This is a genomic window from Clostridia bacterium, from assembly GCA_026414765.1.
Classification (GTDB): domain Bacteria; phylum Bacillota; class Clostridia; order Acetivibrionales; family DSM-27016; genus SKW86.
On sequence record JAOAIJ010000042.1, the window covers coordinates 36,371 to 54,592 of the forward strand.

Consider the following 18,222-nt stretch of genomic DNA (forward strand, 5'->3'; position numbering starts at 1 on the left):
AAGTTTATAAACTCACTACTAAATTATACACAAAACATTGCATTTCCTTCAATGGCTAATACTATATTTTTTGGGTAACAAACATCTTATTATATCTGCACTGCAGTAAATGACAGTATGAAAACAGGTTTAAACCAGCTATGCTATATAGAAATATATAAAATGCCTTAACTAATGGTTAATTTCATATACTGATAAAGCATCGCTGAATGACATCTCTTGAGGAAAAGTAGTCAAGCATCCTCCCAAAACATAAATTTTATTCAGTATACTCACAGTTCCCATACCCCATTTCAGCTCGTCAAGCTTTCCAATAATCCCCTGATAATTACTATTAGGGTCATACAATTCTATTGAATCAAGAATTTTTTCCACTTTAAAGCTGCTCTTTTCACTTGCCCAGCCTCCAAAAATATATATTTGATTATCACATACTGCACACCCAAAATCATGCCTATTCTCAAGCAATTTTGATTTTGTATGCCAAACGTCAGCAAAATAATCATACTCATCAATTATTCCATTTCCACTAATAGTGTAAACTTTATTATCTATTACAGAAGCACTCAAACACATATCCATTTGCGGCCAATCTGCTTTTTTACTCCACTTTCCATTTCCAGGGTTATACTCATATACCTCATTTGTAAAACATCCTTTGGAATATCCGCCGATAATCAGAATACTGTTGTTAATTGCTGTTACACCAAAAGAATTAATAGGAGAGGGCATCTCTGACTTCACTATCCACGTATTTGTACGAGGATTGTATTCTTCTATACTGCCTGATTGCACATCATTATTCTTTATGTTTCCTCCAACCACATAAATTTTTGCATTTAAGGAAACTAAAGAAAATGTATTCTTTACATAGGGAAGATTTGCTTTCTTACACCAGTATCCCGCAGCAGGGTTGTACATATATAATTCATTAGGCATATCAAACCCGCATGAATATGCGCCATTAAGTGTATATATCCTGTTATTTAGCGCAACAGCTTGAAGCTCCATAGCTCTTGGCAGTTTATCTAAACTGATTAGATTTAAACCGTAATACATTCATAAATCCCCCTTTCCTGCTTATAGTACAGGATTTATTCAGGAATTCACAGACTGTATTTTTACCATTTTTTATGCTATAATATATATAAGAAAAATATCACATATGGAACCGAAAACAAAAAACCATATTATTTATAGTGAGAAATTGCTCTTTTAAAATCAGCTATTAAGTCGTCTATGTCTTCCAACCCGACGGATACCCTTATCAAGCTATCAGTAATGCCTAACCTTTCCCTTTCTTCACGCGGCATGGCTGCATGCGACATTCTTACAGGATAGGAAACTATGGTTTCGACACCCCCAAGACTCACAGCCACAGCTGCCAATCCGACATTTCTCATAAAGGCCTTTGCAGTATCCACTTCTTTAGTCTTAAATGACAACACCGCACCTGCACCTTCGGCTTGTGAAAAGTGTATATCTCTCCCTTGGTGGCTGTCCAGCCCCGGATAAAATACTTTGCTTACCTCCGGCTGTTTTTCCAGCCACTGTGCCAGTTTAAAAGCATTTTGCTGCTGGTATTCCATTCGCACTTTCAATGTTTTGATGCCTCTCAATAACAACCAGGAATCCTGTGGCCCTAAAACAGCACCAAACCCATTCTGTATGGAGTAAACCTTTTGTGAAAGATCTTCACCCTTTACAACTACAAGCCCGCCTACAACATCACTATGACCACCCAGAAACTTGGTCGCGCTGTGGATTACTATATCTGCTCCCAGCTCTATCGGCCTTTGAAGGTATGGGGACATAAAAGTATTATCAACAATAACCAATAGCCCCTTTTCCTTTGCCAGTTTGATGGTACCTTTCAAATCTGTTATTTTTAGCAAAGGATTAGAAGGTGTTTCCAGAAAAACAGCCTTGGTATTCTTCTTAATATAGCTTTCGATCTGATTGAGGTCACCCGAATCCACAAAAGTACTATCTATTGAAAATCTGTTAAATATCTTTGTTGCAGCCCTGAAAGTTCCTCCATAGACATCTTCACATAATATTATGTGATCACCTGCAGAAAATGTAGAGAGAATTGACGAAGTTGCAGCCATTCCAGAAGCAAAGGCAAAACCCCTGTCACCATCTTCAAGCTTTGCTATCGTATCCTCCAATGCTTTTCTTGTGGGGTTTCCCGATCGCGAGTAATCGTACTCCTGAGGCGTATCCACATCCTCCTGGTGATACGTTGATGCCTGATAAATCGGTATGCTTAAAGCCCCTGTATGTTTATCTATCTCATTGCCATTATGGATTAATCTTGTACCAAACTTCATAATACCATCCTCCTCACGCTAATGCTTGTTCCAGATCATTTATCAAATCTCCGGTATCTTCTATTCCTACCGATAGCCTCAGCAGCTTTTCATCTACCCCGAGTCTTTCTCTCAACTCTTTAGGTATTGCAGAGTGTGTCTGGAGAATAGGATAAGTAATCAGACTTTCAACGCCTCCAAGGCTTTCTGCATATGAGATTACTCTGACCTTTTCCAAAACCCGGCTTATTGTTTCATAATCTTTTACCGTAAAAGAAATCATTGCACCGAAGCCTGAAGACTGTTTTTTAGAAATCTCATATCCCTCATGATCAGTCAAACCTACATAGTGTACTCTTTCAACCGACTTATTTAAGTTCAGCCATTTTGCTATTTCACAAGCATTCTTCTGTTGCTTGTTCAGCCTTACTGCCAGAGTTTTAATTCCCCTCAGTATCAACCAACTGTCAAAAGGTGCCAGCACAGCTCCTACCGACTTTTGTACCAGTTTTATCCTTTCAGCATTTTCATCATCCTTGACTACAATAAAACCCGCAAGAGTATCATTATGTCCTCCCAGATATTTAGTCCCGCTATGTATTACATAATCAGCACCCATATCCATAGGCTTCTGGAAATACGGTGTCAGGAAGGTATTATCAACTATAGTGATCATCTTATGTGATTTTGCGATTTCTACTGCAAACTGAATATCAGTAACCTTCATCATAGGATTTGAGGGCGTTTCTATAAAAATACCCCTTGAATTAGCCTTTACCGCATTCTTCAAATTCTCCTTCACACTTGTATCAATATAAGAGAATTCAAGACCATGTTTTTTACATATCTCCTCGAATAATCTGTAAGTCCCTCCATAGAGGTCATCAGAAACTATGATATGATCTCCTGGAGAAAAAATTTCAAGCAAGGCAGAAATAGCAGCCATACCACTAGAGAAAGCAAAACCCGCTTTTCCATTTTCCAGTACAGCAAGAGTGTTTTCCAGCTCCTCCCTCGTAGGGTTCTGAAGTCTTGAATAATCATAACCCGTAGTCTGGTTTAGACCTGGGTGTCTAAAAGTAGCACTCTGATAAATAGGATAACTGATTGCTCCTGTATACGGATCAAAACCTTTATCCCCATGAACAAGCCTGGTTTCTATATTAAGAGAGCTTTTTCCCATGTATTTATACCTCCTATACCCTGATTTTAACGCTTTGTGCTAATAATAAAATTTATAACTACTCTTTAAAAGGCAAAAACTTTTTTGTATTACAGGAAATAAATTATCTTGGTATAATGCCATAACTATAAGTAAAATTCCCCTGATTTTGTGTTTTGTATGTATTAGTTTTATAGAATTAATTATTATTATTCTTATATATTTACTAAGGTTTTGAATATAAAAAAATATCTTAAAAGACTCTTAATGTGTATATTTTATCTAAAATACTTATTCCAAGTATTCCGATAATTTTTATATAATTATAACAATTTAACAAGTTCTGTCAATACATTTACTGCAAAAAAAATAAATAAGACCTATCGGTGGATAGGCCTTAATTCCGTTAATCATCTATGAAAATGTATTGTTTTATATATCGGGATTCCTACGCTTCTATCTTGAGAGACTCCTCATTTATCTCTGAAATAATACTTTTTAAGGCTTTTACCTCACTTAGATGTAATGTGATTCCTTTTCTCATTTTTTCATGTGCCCCATCCCACTCACGGATATCCAGCTTTGGTTTTCTTTCATTCCAGCTTACAAGGTTGACTTCTTTCCTCCATCCTTCCTGACCTTGTCCAATAACTCCAAAACTCTTTACAATCTGAAACTTTAAGTCTGACATATATGCCTCCTAACCACCAGGTCGTATATACCTGATTTGCTATAATTTACCTTAATTATACGAGAACATATGTTCTGTGTCAATAATTTTATTAAAAATTTTCAATATTTCTGTAAATTAATGTCATTTAAGCATTAAATAAGTATACCTTGCCTACGGAAATCAACTGCCTAATTCGACATTTTCACCATCCTGGAGTGAAACAACTTTTCTATGGGTAAAAGCAAAGAGCGCCACGGACAATATCATTGTAAAGGCTGCCAATGCAAAGAACATCAATATTACATATATCCAACCACCCATTTTTTCAGGGTCTATGAAGGAATAAGTAAAGTATCCGCTCAGTAACCCCCTTACGGTATGAAATACAAAATAGATAAACGGAATAATCAAAGGAAACAGCATATGCCGTTTTTCCATTCTGAAATGCTGTTTAATGATAACATAATCAATCAGTGACATCACAGGGACAACTAAATGATTTACATATGTACAAAACAAATCAAAGTAGTATAAAAATCCAGTAGTCTTTCCCGACTCGTATAAGCCCTTCAGCAATACCAGATAGTCGCTGTGCAGGAAAATAAAATAACAGCTTCCTGTTATAGAAATAGCTACCGTACTCATCAAACCAAATACTTCAAACCCTTGTTTTCTGAGCACATTCCTCTTAGCGGCTGCAAAAAACCAGTAAACCCCCATAATAATATTTGTTTGTATTGTGTAATAAGTCAGTCTATCCCATTTGATACCCGTACTTTCCATGAACATCCGGGGAAATACGGTGATAATAACAAGCACGCACATTAAGTATTGCAAAAAAATGATATACTTTTTATTACTCATTTTACCCTCACAAAATATAAATTTATTTATAATAAATAGGTGAATATCAAAATCGTAATCCGGATATCAATTTCACTTTTTAAAACAGGAACATACAATATCTCTCTTTTTATAATATACTTTTAGAAATCTGTTATTTATACCATACCTGTCGTACCCGCCGGTCCCTCTGTTAAAGATCGACAGTGCCACATCACGCTTCTTCTTCCCCTGAAGGTCTTTTACCCGCTTGTCTTTTAATATCCAGCTGTACATAGCCGTACCCCAATTGATATTAATCTTACCGTCAAGCGGTTTGTTAGGTGTTTTCAAAGTTTTTGAAAGACTGTCGAAATGGGTTTTGCTTATTTGAAAATAACCTTTACTTACACCGTTGGAACACTTTTCGTTAAAATTACTTTCAGTATAAATAAGCGCCAGCATATCAATGTAATCCAGTTTCCTGCTCTTGCAAAAATCCCATAGTACCTTCTGATGCTCCTTTTTAAGAGCGAGTGCTTTGCTGTACCAAAGAGTTTCCTGATTTTCTGCTTTTACCTGCTTATTCTTTTCCGGTGCTGCTATGCTGCTATCTGCAGTATTAGGAGCATATGTAGAAAATTTCTTACAAGCAGCTTTGGTGAGAGGTATTGTATATGATTTTATGATTTCCGGCTTGTTTTTTTGTACAGGCTCATTGTAATAGGCATATACCGGAACTGCAGATAAACTGACCGTTTCAAAAACCAGAATAAAAACAACGCTTAGCAGCCTTATCCTTTTTGCCATTTCACACCTCTATTACTAAGTATATGAATAACATCACGGATATTATATCAATAAACCAGCGTTTTCGGAAAGCATTTCCTTTGAATTCTTTTTCAGAGTATCATATCCGATTAAGCCTGTGATTACAGAAATCAGGTTCATACTTTATAAAAGTAATTAATAATTGCTGCTAATGCTATGGTTAAAGCAAGTATAGCATTTATAACCACAAAATTCTTAACTGCCGATACAAAAGTATCCTTTTTTGCCTGTTTTTCATAAAAGACCTTTATATGCCTGTTTACAGGAACAAAGGTGATAAGTACAATCACCGAAACAAATGGCGCAACTCTTAAAAGCAATAAAATGATCAAATCTATATATACAAGGTAGTAGGATATTTTGTAGACTTTCAGAGCGTTAGCTTTCCCAATGTATATGGGCAGGGTATATCTCTTGTTTTCTATATCATCCTCTATATCACATATGTTATTAGCGAGCATAATATTTGCTATACCGATAACAGCAGGCACCGATATTAAGAATACATAAAGCACTTCAAGGATATCAATTTTCATATTCAGGATTCCGTTTTGCAGGACAATATTTATCAAATCTTTATCAAAGACATGAATATATACAGCAATATAAGGAATAAAAAAACCCATAAACCCACCCGATAATATCTCTCCAAAAGGAGTACGGGATATCGGGACTGGCCCGAAAGAGTAGAGAATGCCTGTTGCAAAAGATATAGCTCCCAGGATAAGGACCACAATATTTGTATTCAGGTATAGCATAATGCCAAATGTGGCTGCTACTGATAGTAAGACAATAATAGCAGACAATACCGTAATTTCCTTAAGGTTATACCGGACAATTGCGTTATGGTTTTCGTAACCATATCCTGTTTTTTTACTTGCTCTTTTATAGTCAAGATAATTATTTATTGCTGTTGTAGCCATATCTATGCATAACAGCGACACAAGCATAAAAACAAAGTTTCTTAAATCGAAAGCATCAAATCTATACAGTGCATAAAAAGTTCCAAGTAAAAATGGGATAATACTCGCAACTTTTGTTTGAATCTCAACCAGTTTTAGAAAACTGTGAACAGACATGGTCAATAGCTTCCTTTCCATAATTCAGCCTGTCCAGCCGATCTGCTTTATTCGCAAGTTTCCCTAGCATCCGCTATGTTACTGCAAAAGAAATTCCACCCAACTGGCGCAACGTGTTTTTATAGCCTGTAAATATATGGCCAATAAAACTATAGCATAATTACAATAAAGTATTATATCATAAATGCTTATATATATTCTGATTATTGAGTTGTTTATATTTATTGATATAAACTGTTATAATAAATCGGTATAACGGCTATAAAATATAAAATGCAGTCTCCTCACCGGGAAACTGCATTTTACATAGTATCTTTTATATACTTATTTTATTTATTGATAAGAAAACTTACTTTGCTTGCACTTCTTTCTTAAGCTTGGGAGCTTTAAGCGCTGATATAATTAAAACACCTACAACAGCTGCAATACCTGCAATTATAAACGCAGTTGTGAAAGCTTTTGTCTTGCTCAAATAAGCAACTGTATATGATGAAGCAACAGCTCCAACACCGAACCCAAGAAGGATCATACCATAGATTGTTGCTACATTCTTAGTTCCGAAGAAGTCAGCAGTCAATGCCGGGAATACCCCCAGGAATCCACCGTATGAAAATCCTATTACAGCTATGAAAACGAGCATCAAATACGCTTTTGCGAAAGATACACAAACAATTGAAATTCCGGCAAGAACAAGAAGTACCAATATAGTTTTCTTTCTTCCTAGTTTATCGGATATCCATCCCCAGAATACACGACCAAAGGAGTTACATCCTGTAATTATCATTACTCCGGCAACAGCAGCACCTTTAGTCAATCCACTGTCAGGCTGCAAACCAAGTATTTTAGCCATAGGGATCATCATTGACCCGGCAGCAGTAGCACACATAAGAGCAATAGTTATCATATAAAACTGAGGTGTCTTTAAAACTTCCGAAGGTGTAAAGTTCTGAGCTATTATACCATCCTTTGGTGCAGGTGGTACCCAACCTGCCGGCTTAAACCCTTCGGGTGGGTTTTTGATAAAAAATGAACCTAAAACAGTAACAACAACGAATATAATACCTAATACAGCAAATGTACTTAAAACACCTATTTCCTTTATCAAAGCCTCCGCAACCGGGGTAAATATCAACCCGCCAAATCCAAGTGCCGCAACGATTATTCCTGTTACTAGACCTCTTTTATCCGGGAACCATTTCTGGCATGTCGCAATGGTAGTTGTATAAGCCATTCCCATACCAAAACCACCTAAGATACCATAAGTAAGCCAAAGTAACCATGGAGTTGATTCTGTTGTAAATTGAGCCAGAAAAAATCCTACTCCCATTACTATACCTGCAGCAATAATAACAGGTTTCGGCTGTTTCAATTTGTCCTGAATTCTTCCACCAACCGTGCTACCGAAAGTTAACACGAACAACAGCAATGCATATGCAAGGGTTCCGTGTGTAGCAGGCCAATTAAATAAAGCATTTGGAGTTGCTTTTGTAATGATCAGGTACGATTGGAATACGCTCCATATATAAGCAGTACCCAAACACATCTGAATTGCAATACTTGCGATGACTGGTATCCAGCGATTGGTTTTTGTTGCAGTAGTAGCTACTTTAGTCATTAGATATACTCCTTTTCTCAAATTGGTTATTTTGACATGGTACTCAAAAATTCAGAATAAACTTTATCAAGAGTACTTTTACACTTATGGAACTTAATACAGATCATTTTCTTTGGCTGTATCTGCAAATAGTCCATAAGTATTCTAATGATATTACAATTCTGTCTGTGATACAATCATGTTTATAAACAGAATACAAAAGCGTAAAATTATTCACTCTTGTCGAAGAAAAGCGTAAAAATCTGTTATTCCCCATTTGTTAAATTTCATATCAGTATATATAAATAAAACCGGCTGATAAAACAGAGTAATTATACTCAGAAGTCTTATCAGCCGGTATACAGCTAAATGATTATTAACTTGAATATATTTTCAGACTTACAGATTCAGAATCTGCTTGTTTATATTAAGCCTGAAGACGTTTTTCCAAAGCATCCAACTGTGCAGCCAGCTCTTTAGGGAGTTTGCCGCCAAACTTAGCATAATGCTCTCTTACAGATGCAACTTCCTTCATCCACTCATCCTTCTTAACTTTAAGCAATTCTGCCATATCATCAGCACTCACATCAAGACCTGCAGTATCTATTGCATCTTCAGTCGGCATGTAACCGATAGGTGTCTTAACAGCTTTGCCTTGTCCGGAAACTCTTTCTACAACCCACTTGAGTACACGGCTGTTTTCACCGAATCCAGGCCAGAGCCATTTACCGCTGTCATCTTTACGGAACCAGTTTACATAGAATATCTTTGGCAGTTTATCTGCTTCAGTTTTTGTTCCGATATTCAGCCAATGCTGGAGATAATCACATACATTGTATCCTATAAAAGGCAACATTGCGAATGGGTCACGGCGAACCTGACCGATTTTATCGGAAATAGCAGCAGCTGTAATTTCTGACCCCATGATTGAACCCATGAATACACCGTGGTTCCAGTCAAAGCTTTCATGAACCAATGGAATAGTGCTAGGACGACGTCCACCGATCAATATCGCTGAAATAGGTACTCCAGCAGGATCTTCCCACTCAGGAGCAATTACAGGACACTGGTTTGCAGGTGCTGTAAAACGCGCATTTGGATGAGCAGCAGGAGTCTCAGAGCCTGGAGCCCAATCCTTGTTTTTCCAGTCAACGAGGTGATCTGGAGCGTTATATCCTATACCTTCCCACCAAACATCACCATCATCAGTAATACCAACATTTGTGAATATAGTGTTCTTTTCTATACTGCGCATTGCGTTCGGGTTTGAATCCATTGATGTACCTGGAGCAACACCGAAGAAACCTGCTTCCGGATTGATTGCGTAAAGGCGTCCATCTTTTCCGAACTTCATCCATGCTATATCATCACCGATTGTTTCAACTTTCCATCCTGGAATTGTCGGAACAAGCATTGCCAGGTTAGTCTTTCCACAAGCACTCGGGAAAGCACCTGCAATATAGGTTTTATTTCCATTAGGATCTGTCAGACGGAGGATAAGCATATGCTCAGCCAGCCAACCTTCGTCACGAGCCAGAACTGAAGCTATACGGAGAGCAAAACATTTCTTGCCTAAAAGAGCATTTCCACCGTAACCTGAACCATATGACCAGATAGTTCTCTCTTCCGGGAAGTGGCTGATATATTTCTTTTCAATCGGTGCACAAGGCCATTTGGAATCTTTTTGTCCTTCAGCCAAAGGAGCACCTACTGAGTGAAGGCAAGGAACGAAATCACCGTCTTCACCAAGTACTTCAAGTACTTTGCTGCCTATACGTGTCATAATTCTCATGTTAACTACAACATACGGGCTGTCTGACAGCTCAACACCGATTTTGGAAATAGGTGAACCTATAGGTCCCATAGAGAAAGGAATTACATACATTGTTCTTCCCTTCATACAACCCTTGTATAAATCTCTCATAGTTGCCTTTAGTTCATTAGGATCAACCCAGTTATTTGTCGGTCCGGCATCTTCCTGTGCTTTGGAAGCGATATATGTTCTGTCTTCCACACGAGCTACGTCAGATGGGTCACTGTTGAATGCATAACATCCGGGGCGTTTTTCAGGATTTAGCACCTTCGCCATTCCTGCATCCACCATTTCCTTCAGCAGGCGGTCGTTCTCTTCTTGTGAACCGTCACACCAGTATATCTGGTCGGGCTGACACATATCTGCTATTTCTTTTACCCATGCTTGCAATTTCTTGTTTTTTGTACTCATCAAGATTCCCCTTTCAAGTATATTGTTTATGTTATTGCGGTATAGTTATTTCAATATCCCTAAACCAGCAATTCAACATTGGGATAATAATACTTATGTACTTAGTTAATTTTTTCACTATATCGTAACACAAAAATCAAAAAATATCAATAAGCGTTTCACATAAAATGAAAGTTTCAGAATATAAAATTTCATATAGTATGAATAATGATAATTATTATTTCATACTATATGAAAAAATAACAGGCTCAGAAAATCTGCCATCAAAAATGATTTTTACAATATTCCCCATAGATGTGCAAACAAAAGAAAAAAAAGCGATTGGTTTAAACCAATCGCCTTATTACGGTTTACTATATAAATTACTTTTCAACCCCTGTAAAAACGAGAATTGCATCTCTCAAAAAAACAGCAGTTCCGGGTTGTATTTTATCATAATAAGCTCTGAACCTCTCGTCATCTACATACATTTGAGCAAGTCCGGCATGAGCCTCCTTACTGTATTCACTCCAATAATACGTCAGCCATTTCTTATGAAGTTCAGCTGCTTCCTGGGCCAGTTCTCCAGCCGGATCACCACTCTCTAAAGCATCAGTGAGTACCTCCATGAGTTTTGCTTCGATGCTTGTTACTTCATCATATTCTTCCTGAGTCATATTCATCATTTTTTTATTTGATTTTTCTACTGCATCGCTGCCATACCTTTCTCTGATCTCTTTACCATACTTATTCTCATTCTCTTCGATCATTTTTTGCTTAAAACCTTCAAATTTTTCTTTATCAGTCATTTTCATTCTCCCTTCCGTTAAGGCTATGGTCTTGTCTACATTAGCTATTAACGTATCAATTTGCTTTCTTTTCTCAAGGAGCTTTTCACGATGTTCTCTAAGTGCTTTTGCCCCATTAAAGGAAGGTGCCGTCACTATATCCTTAATACTGTCCAGACTGACACCCAATTCTCTGTAAAACAGTATCTGCTGCAGTCTGTCTACTTCTGCCTGACCATAAATCCGATACCCTGACGAACTGATCCTTGCCGGCTTAAGAATCCCTATTTCATCATAATATCTGAGTGTTCTGGTACTGACACCTGCCAGACTCCCCAACTTCTGCACTGTATACTCCATTCGCTTGCCTCCTTACAAAATAACTATACACCTTAACGTAACGTCAATGTCAACAACTATTTTCACACTTTTTCATACAATAAATAAGCCGTATTAGAAAATATTATACTCTTATACGGCTTATTTATTGTATTTAATTTTATTCCCTGTGTCCACCTTCACCTATAACGATAGGCTTTGTAAAATATGTATTCCTGATATCCTGTGCCTGCTCTTTCCATGCTTCGATACCAATCCGTTTCATCATGCACAAATTATAAAGTTTGATATTTTGAGGATATTTTGCTGCTCCGTCAGCCAATGGCATTAAGTAATCACATGGAAAAGTGCTGCAATTAAAACAGTAATCCACTTTCTTTTCTTGAATACACTCCAGTGTCTTGCAGCTTTTTCCCTGAATCTTTAGAAACAGGCATATGTTTCCATCTATGCATCCCTTGCAGCTTATCTGCTCCTTTGGAATTTTTGTCAGGGAAGATAATCTTTCCTGCATGGCTTCAGTCACATTATCCTCATATACCTCACAATTAAAGCAGTCAATACCGCACGGCGCTACAATTTTCTCCTTCATAACAATGTCCTCCCGATAAATAAAATTTTTGTTTCATTATCTTAGACACCTAAATCTTTGCTATGGTTACAAGATATCTACTATTTCTTTTAGCTGCCGCACAAACTCTTCCTTGGTACTTCGTGGCTCAACATTATACATATAGCCTATTTTTTTCAGTATCGACATATTCTTAAAGTATTCCTTCTTTAGCTCTTCTGCTTTTTGCTGATAGTGTATTACCGGTATTTCAATATTGTTATCCCTCATATACCGGACCCATAGGTAGCACTCACAAGGTTTTTCAGGGTCTATCAAATTACATCGCGCCTGTAGTAATTCTTTCAGCTTTTGCCGCCCACGGTATAATGTAATCTTTACATTGCTTTCAGAAATCCCCATTACTTCTGCAATTTCCTTAATCTTGAGATTTAAACAGGTTTTCAGCAGAAAACATACCCTTTGATTTTTGGGCACACATTTCAAAAAAGCCTGCAAACACTTTTCACGCATCTCTTCTATAATAATATTGTCATTAAAGTCAGGCTCATAGCTAAGGCTTTCAAAAAATTCGGCCTCACTTATCCCCCGGTATTCTGTTATCCTCTGCAGAGGAAGTTTGTCAATAGTTTCAAAGAAGCGGTGGCTCTCATTGATTACAATTCTATAGAGCCAGGTATACATATGAGATTTCCCTTCAAACTTGTGCAGATTTTTATAAGCTTTAAGATAGGCATTCTGTAGAACATCCTCAGCGTTATGATGATTTCCGGTCATTCTATATGCACATGCATAAAGGAGATGATATTTATTTTGAAAGAGTTCCTCTAATTCAGTATTCACTATTACACCTTCACTTCACTTATTCAATAACTGCTACTTGTGTAGATACAAAACATTTTGACACAGGTCAGTATAAATCTATAAATATGATTACTTGAATGGGACCAATTATTTATTTAAAATCAAACAATCCCCGTTGATTCTTTCTCATTCTGAAGTTAATAAAATACTCCTTCTTATCAATCTGAAAATATATGTTATTATTTAAAAGATGACCTAAACTCTGTCCTGGGGACATACCAAACGAATGCGCCGGATAGACACGCACATGTGACGGAACAATAGATTTTATTTTCTGAAAACTGTCAAACATTTGCCCGGCAGATCCGCCTCTGGTATTACATACACCGCATCCTTCCGTAAATACCGTATCTCCCGTGAATATCCTGTCCGATAGTAAGTAGCACATTCCTCCCGTGGTATGTCCGGGAGTCAGTATACATGATATTTCCGTCCCGCCAACAGTGATTTCATCTGAATCATCCAACTCATACAGATTTCTGCATCTGAACTTGTAATAATCTATCTCTTTTCTTGACATATAGATATCAGGATTATAAAGGCGGAGCAGCGGCTCAACCAGATTGATGTGATCAAAGTGTGAATGTGTCAATAAAACAGCATCCAATTGTGCTTCTGACTGATTAAGCCTATCTGTAATTTTATTCAGTTCCCATGCAGGATCAACTAATACAGCTGTCCTTGTTGTCTTATCAACAACGGTATAGCAATAGTTATAAATCCCCAGAGAAAAAGTTTTTATCTGATATGCTTCATAGCTTGTTACCATAAAACTTAATACCACCTATCATTTACATTTTGACAATAGCTCCTTAAGAAGTCCTACTGCCTACCCAATGTAACACACAAATCCTACTTACCATTCCTGCTGAATTACAGATTCAATCCCTGACACTTGTCTATTCAAGGAAATTATTTCTTCTCAGAAAGTATTTATATCTCGGTTAGATATCATATAAATATATTAATTCTTTGTCAACACCCTACATCGTCACGTTTACTTCCATTTACAGCTATTACATACCAGCAGCCCGGCTTTTATTGAATATTCAGAATTACCGACTCAAGGGTTTCAGATATGATAAATACACAAAAACTACTCAGGAAACACAAGAAATCCTGAGTAGTTTTTGTATAGCAGGGTTATCCAACTCAGTTTTGCTGAACTTAAAAATGGCGCAAATGTACTATACCTTGCTCCTTTTAATGTATTAGTCAGGTGCTTGTGCTGCAAGCTTGCCAGTCTTTACATTCTATTCTTATAGCATACTAACCGGTTGTTTCAAAATATAAGCCTCTTTTGCAATAGCCAGTTCATCATTTGCCGGTATTACCAATACTTTTACCCTTGAATCAGGTCTGTTAAGTATTCTTTCATTATTGGAAGGCCTGTTTTCCTGCCAATCAATATTTACCCCCAGGTATTCCATATTTCTTAATATGTCATATCTTATACCTGCGGCTTTTTCATCATCATTGCCAGTAAATACTATTGCATCAATTCCATCCATTAAAGCAGTTAAGATACCTATATGTTTGTTAATATTTCCAGAAAATCTACTGTTCACGGAATAAGCTCCATCAACCTTTGGACAGACAAACAGATTTTGATTTTTATTAGTTATGTGATTACCTGTCATATACCTATCAAATACATACGATTTATCAGGTATTAATACCTGTTTACCATTGTCTGATGCAAAAATACTTGGTTGGGCTCCAAGACAACAAGACACAAGCTTGGATTGCCTATATGGTTTACCAGTTAAGTCTGCCGTCCTCCTTACTGCCCACTTATGGGTTGTGCCATATGTAGATTCCTCATTCCTGTCAGCGTACAAATCCTTATAAGTTTTATCTGTTATAGTTATATAGTTCAATCTTTCACCCTGGTATGACATATCAAATACAGCAGTTACCGAAGCAGAAGGTAATAAGCGTCTTACTTCCTCTATCAATACCAGGTCCGACTCCCTGTTAAAAAGATCATTTTCTATATATTCCTTAATTTCTCCAAAGCTATTATCATCCATTAATACTGCATTGCCAAAATTCTCACCGGCATAGACAGCACGGCACGCTATCATGTCAATCATGGAGATATCCTGGACAACACCGGTTTCTCTATCTGTCAACACCTTAATAATCTCACTTATTGCAGTATCATAATAATAAATATCCTTTTCCAGAATTACAGGGCTATATCCTGTTTTTACGTATTTTAAACATGAATGAGAATGCCCTATCCTGTAACATGCACCTGCTGCAAGCACCTTTGCTTCAGGCATATCAATTAGTTGGTATCTCAATATGCTTCCCATAGGATTAAATACAAGAATTCTCATATTTACCTCACTTTTTCTAAAAACAATAAAGCTTTTATAGGTTTACAAACACACTTTCTTAATAGACTCGCTCTTCTGATTTCGCATAATTCATCGGATTTCATGGAAATGTGGTATTTTTGAAGGAATAGTATGAAGATATAGTTATATGCTTCTATTTATCATCAGTACAAATTTTCATTCTTCAGTTTATCGCTACAAAGCTAAGAATAATATATTTCCATTATATTAGCATTTTTTCCATAATTTTTCAATATTTCGGGGAATTTTTTTACATGCAAAATAAAAAATGATCTGTATAAAAAATATTGCATTAATATCATTGAAACTTATTCTATAGTTTGATATCGGAAATTTTACGCACAGGATTTTTTATAATTTCCTCTACCATGTTTTTAAAACAATTCATAAAATTCACCATTGTTTCTTCCCTAAACAAGCTGGTGTTATACCTTAAGACAAATGTCATCTCCAAAGGCGTATTCTTAATGTCCAAATTAAAGTCCATGTCAGTGATTCTTCTTTTAACATCATAATTGGCAATTTTCAATCCTTCTATCTGAAAATCAAAGCTACCCTCATTGATGAAGTTCATCAACGTATCAAGGAGAGGATCTTTAGTGATTATGCGACCGGCTCCCTCTGTTAGTTTTTCAAAGGGGTAATCCATATGCTTATATGCATCCGTAAGGGCCTTTTTTACCATCTCAAATATTACTGATACTTTATCGTCTCCCTTTATCTTCAGTCTGACAGGTATTGTATAAGCATAGTAACCGATATGTTCCACAAGCTCCGGATGATTTCTCCCTTCAACTATAGAACCTACTACAACATCCTCCTGATTACTGTATTTACTTAGTAAAATTGAATACACTGTAAAAAATAGCGTATTTAATGTAATACTCCACTTTTGTACAAATTCATTTATTTTTCCGACTGTTTCACCCGAAATAGACGAAGTTACGTCCCTAACTTCAAAAATTGGTTTTTCGGGCCTTTCAAAATCCAAAGGTATTTTTAGCCTTGGTATACCATCCTTAAATATATCCCTCCAGTACCTTTCCTGCTTGCTTATCTTCCCCGGCTCGAACTGTATCCTCTGCCACTCAGCAAAATCCCGGTACTGCAGTTTGACCTCTGGTAATTCCATTCCCAGATAAGAACTCATCAATTCTCTGGTTATGATTCCAAGAGATTTCCCATCAGAAATTATATGGTGTATGTCAATCACTAGAAGGTGCTTATTCACGGATAGTTTTACAAGCATTACTCTGAGTAAAGGTGCTTTTGCCAAGTCAAACTTACGGATGAACCTGTTTAGGAAACTATCCAGTTCAGATTCTGATGCTTCAACATTTTCAATATGAAAATCATCTATTGCTTTATGCACTATTTGAACAGGGTTACCATCCCTATACTCAAATGAGGTCCTAAAAACCTCATGCCTTTTTATAAATTGTCTAAATGCAGATTCAATCCGCCCTACATCGAGTGATCCCTCAATCAAAACCGCAAAGGGCATGTTGAAAATATTTTCAATCTCACAAAGTGTAAATAACCTTTTTTGTACTGATGTCAAAGGATAATACTCCTTTTCCTCCGATTGCGGAATGGAATCATCTGAGGTAGATACAGTATCTTTTGCATATGTTACAAGTCCGTTTGAAACAATGTCTTCAACATAGTTTATAACTTGTCCAACAGTTGTAAAATCTTCAGGTTGTAAGTTGTCTGTATCAAGATCAATGCCAAAGGCATCTTCTATATCAACTAATAGATTAACTTTTTTAATAGAGTTTATTCCCAAATCTATTGCCAGATTAGACTCTTCACTTACTTTATCTGTATCATACTCAGCATTTTTCTTTACGGTTTCGATAACCCTCTCCCTTATTTCCACATACTCAAACATTCCCATATCTGACCACCCCTCATATATCCGGATATTGTAGATGATAAGAATCATTTCCTTAATACAGAAAATATGAAATACATTTCCATTATTTTATATTCTTTTTTGTTTTTTTTCAATAATTAAGAGATAGATTTTTGATTTATTGCAACTTATGTCCTATGAAGCAAAAATAGAAAGGCAGCTTACTCCTGCTACCTTCCTATTTTTATATCCATCCTCATTTTTTCACTTGAATTTCCGATAGTGGCTCATTATCAGGACCATAGATTGTTTTTAGCGTTTGCTTTTTCCTTTGACTTTTTACCTCCCTTCTGACACGGTCAGTGAAAGTATCAACATCGTCCGGGAGAACGTGCTTATCCTTATTCATTAAGAGCACCTCCAAAGTTAGTTTGCAAATCATTTATAGTTTACTCGGTATTCGAAAAATTATTGTGCAAAATAAATACAATAAAATTAAAGATAAAACTTTTAGTTCCTTTACACGAATAATGTCAAGATTTAAAAGAAGAATACTATTATACTAAAAATATTATGGAGGATATTATGTCAGAAAACAAGCACAAGGAAAAGCATATGAGAATACCGGTTGAAAACAATAGTACTGCAGCCTGGGCAAATGTGAATGAAATCAAACCTGTGTCAAAGGTAAACATACCGGATGAAGTTCAAATCAGAAATGCAAAGGAATATGTAGATACAAATCAGAAATAGCAGAAGG

The 18,222-nt window shown here is 36.5% G+C and carries 17 protein-coding genes; 1 reads left to right on the forward strand and 16 read right to left on the reverse strand.

The window, feature by feature from the left end:
- Positions 1–171: 171 nt before the first annotated feature.
- The 16 genes from N3I35_15515 to N3I35_15590 form a co-directional block, all read right to left on the reverse strand.
- The gene (locus N3I35_15515) at positions 172–1,059 is read right to left on the reverse strand and encodes a hypothetical protein (protein ID MCX8131486.1); all 888 of its coding nucleotides are present in this window, start codon (positions 1,057–1,059) and stop codon (positions 172–174) included.
- 131 nt (positions 1,060–1,190) lie between these two features.
- A complete protein-coding gene (locus N3I35_15520; protein MCX8131487.1) occupies positions 1,191–2,333 on the reverse strand; it encodes an aminotransferase class V-fold PLP-dependent enzyme in 1,143 nt (380 codons plus the stop codon).
- A 13-nt stretch (positions 2,334–2,346) separates the two neighbouring features.
- Positions 2,347–3,495, reverse strand: a complete 1,149-nt coding sequence (locus N3I35_15525) for a PLP-dependent aspartate aminotransferase family protein (protein MCX8131488.1) — start codon at positions 3,493–3,495, stop codon at positions 2,347–2,349.
- 427 nt (positions 3,496–3,922) lie between these two features.
- A complete protein-coding gene (locus tag N3I35_15530; protein ID MCX8131489.1) occupies positions 3,923–4,165 on the reverse strand; it encodes a PC4/YdbC family ssDNA-binding protein in 243 nt (80 codons plus the stop codon).
- Positions 4,166–4,327: 162 nt separating this feature from the next.
- Positions 4,328–5,011: a Pr6Pr family membrane protein gene (locus N3I35_15535; protein ID MCX8131490.1), complete on the reverse strand. Its 684-nt coding sequence runs from the start codon at positions 5,009–5,011 to the stop codon at positions 4,328–4,330.
- A gap of 72 nt (positions 5,012–5,083) precedes the next feature.
- Positions 5,084–5,779 (reverse strand): lytic transglycosylase domain-containing protein, encoded by a 696-nt coding sequence (locus N3I35_15540; GenBank protein MCX8131491.1) that lies wholly within the window; start codon positions 5,777–5,779, stop codon positions 5,084–5,086.
- A gap of 137 nt (positions 5,780–5,916) precedes the next feature.
- Complete coding sequence (locus tag N3I35_15545; protein MCX8131492.1) at positions 5,917–6,879, reverse strand: 1,4-dihydroxy-2-naphthoate polyprenyltransferase; 963 nt, start codon at positions 6,877–6,879, stop codon at positions 5,917–5,919.
- Between the two features lie 349 nt (positions 6,880–7,228).
- Positions 7,229–8,494: an OFA family MFS transporter gene (locus N3I35_15550; GenBank protein MCX8131493.1), complete on the reverse strand. Its 1,266-nt coding sequence runs from the start codon at positions 8,492–8,494 to the stop codon at positions 7,229–7,231.
- Positions 8,495–8,900: 406 nt separating this feature from the next.
- Positions 8,901–10,697: a phosphoenolpyruvate carboxykinase (GTP) gene (locus N3I35_15555; GenBank protein ID MCX8131494.1), complete on the reverse strand. Its 1,797-nt coding sequence runs from the start codon at positions 10,695–10,697 to the stop codon at positions 8,901–8,903.
- Between the two features lie 362 nt (positions 10,698–11,059).
- A complete protein-coding gene (locus N3I35_15560) occupies positions 11,060–11,824 on the reverse strand; it encodes a TipAS antibiotic-recognition domain-containing protein (protein MCX8131495.1) in 765 nt (254 codons plus the stop codon).
- 139 nt (positions 11,825–11,963) lie between these two features.
- Positions 11,964–12,395 (reverse strand): DUF3795 domain-containing protein, encoded by a 432-nt coding sequence (locus N3I35_15565; GenBank protein MCX8131496.1) that lies wholly within the window; start codon positions 12,393–12,395, stop codon positions 11,964–11,966.
- A 66-nt stretch (positions 12,396–12,461) separates the two neighbouring features.
- Positions 12,462–13,217 (reverse strand): RNA polymerase sigma factor, encoded by a 756-nt coding sequence (locus tag N3I35_15570; protein ID MCX8131497.1) that lies wholly within the window; start codon positions 13,215–13,217, stop codon positions 12,462–12,464.
- 112 nt (positions 13,218–13,329) lie between these two features.
- Complete coding sequence (locus tag N3I35_15575) at positions 13,330–14,007, reverse strand: MBL fold metallo-hydrolase (GenBank protein ID MCX8131498.1); 678 nt, start codon at positions 14,005–14,007, stop codon at positions 13,330–13,332.
- A 490-nt stretch (positions 14,008–14,497) separates the two neighbouring features.
- Positions 14,498–15,583 carry a hypothetical protein gene (locus N3I35_15580; protein MCX8131499.1) on the reverse strand — a complete coding sequence of 362 codons (1,086 nt, stop codon included), beginning with the start codon at positions 15,581–15,583 and terminating at the stop codon, positions 14,498–14,500.
- Positions 15,584–15,917: 334 nt separating this feature from the next.
- Positions 15,918–17,504, reverse strand: coding sequence for a condensation domain-containing protein (locus N3I35_15585; GenBank protein MCX8131500.1), 1,587 nt, complete (start codon positions 17,502–17,504; stop codon positions 15,918–15,920).
- A 214-nt stretch (positions 17,505–17,718) separates the two neighbouring features.
- Positions 17,719–17,871, reverse strand: a complete 153-nt coding sequence (locus tag N3I35_15590) for a hypothetical protein (protein MCX8131501.1) — start codon at positions 17,869–17,871, stop codon at positions 17,719–17,721.
- A 176-nt stretch (positions 17,872–18,047) separates the two neighbouring features.
- On the opposite strand from N3I35_15590, the gene N3I35_15595 reads away from it, so the two are divergent.
- The gene (locus N3I35_15595) at positions 18,048–18,215 is read left to right on the forward strand and encodes a DUF3787 domain-containing protein (protein ID MCX8131502.1); all 168 of its coding nucleotides are present in this window, start codon (positions 18,048–18,050) and stop codon (positions 18,213–18,215) included.
- Positions 18,216–18,222: the final 7 nt, after the last annotated feature.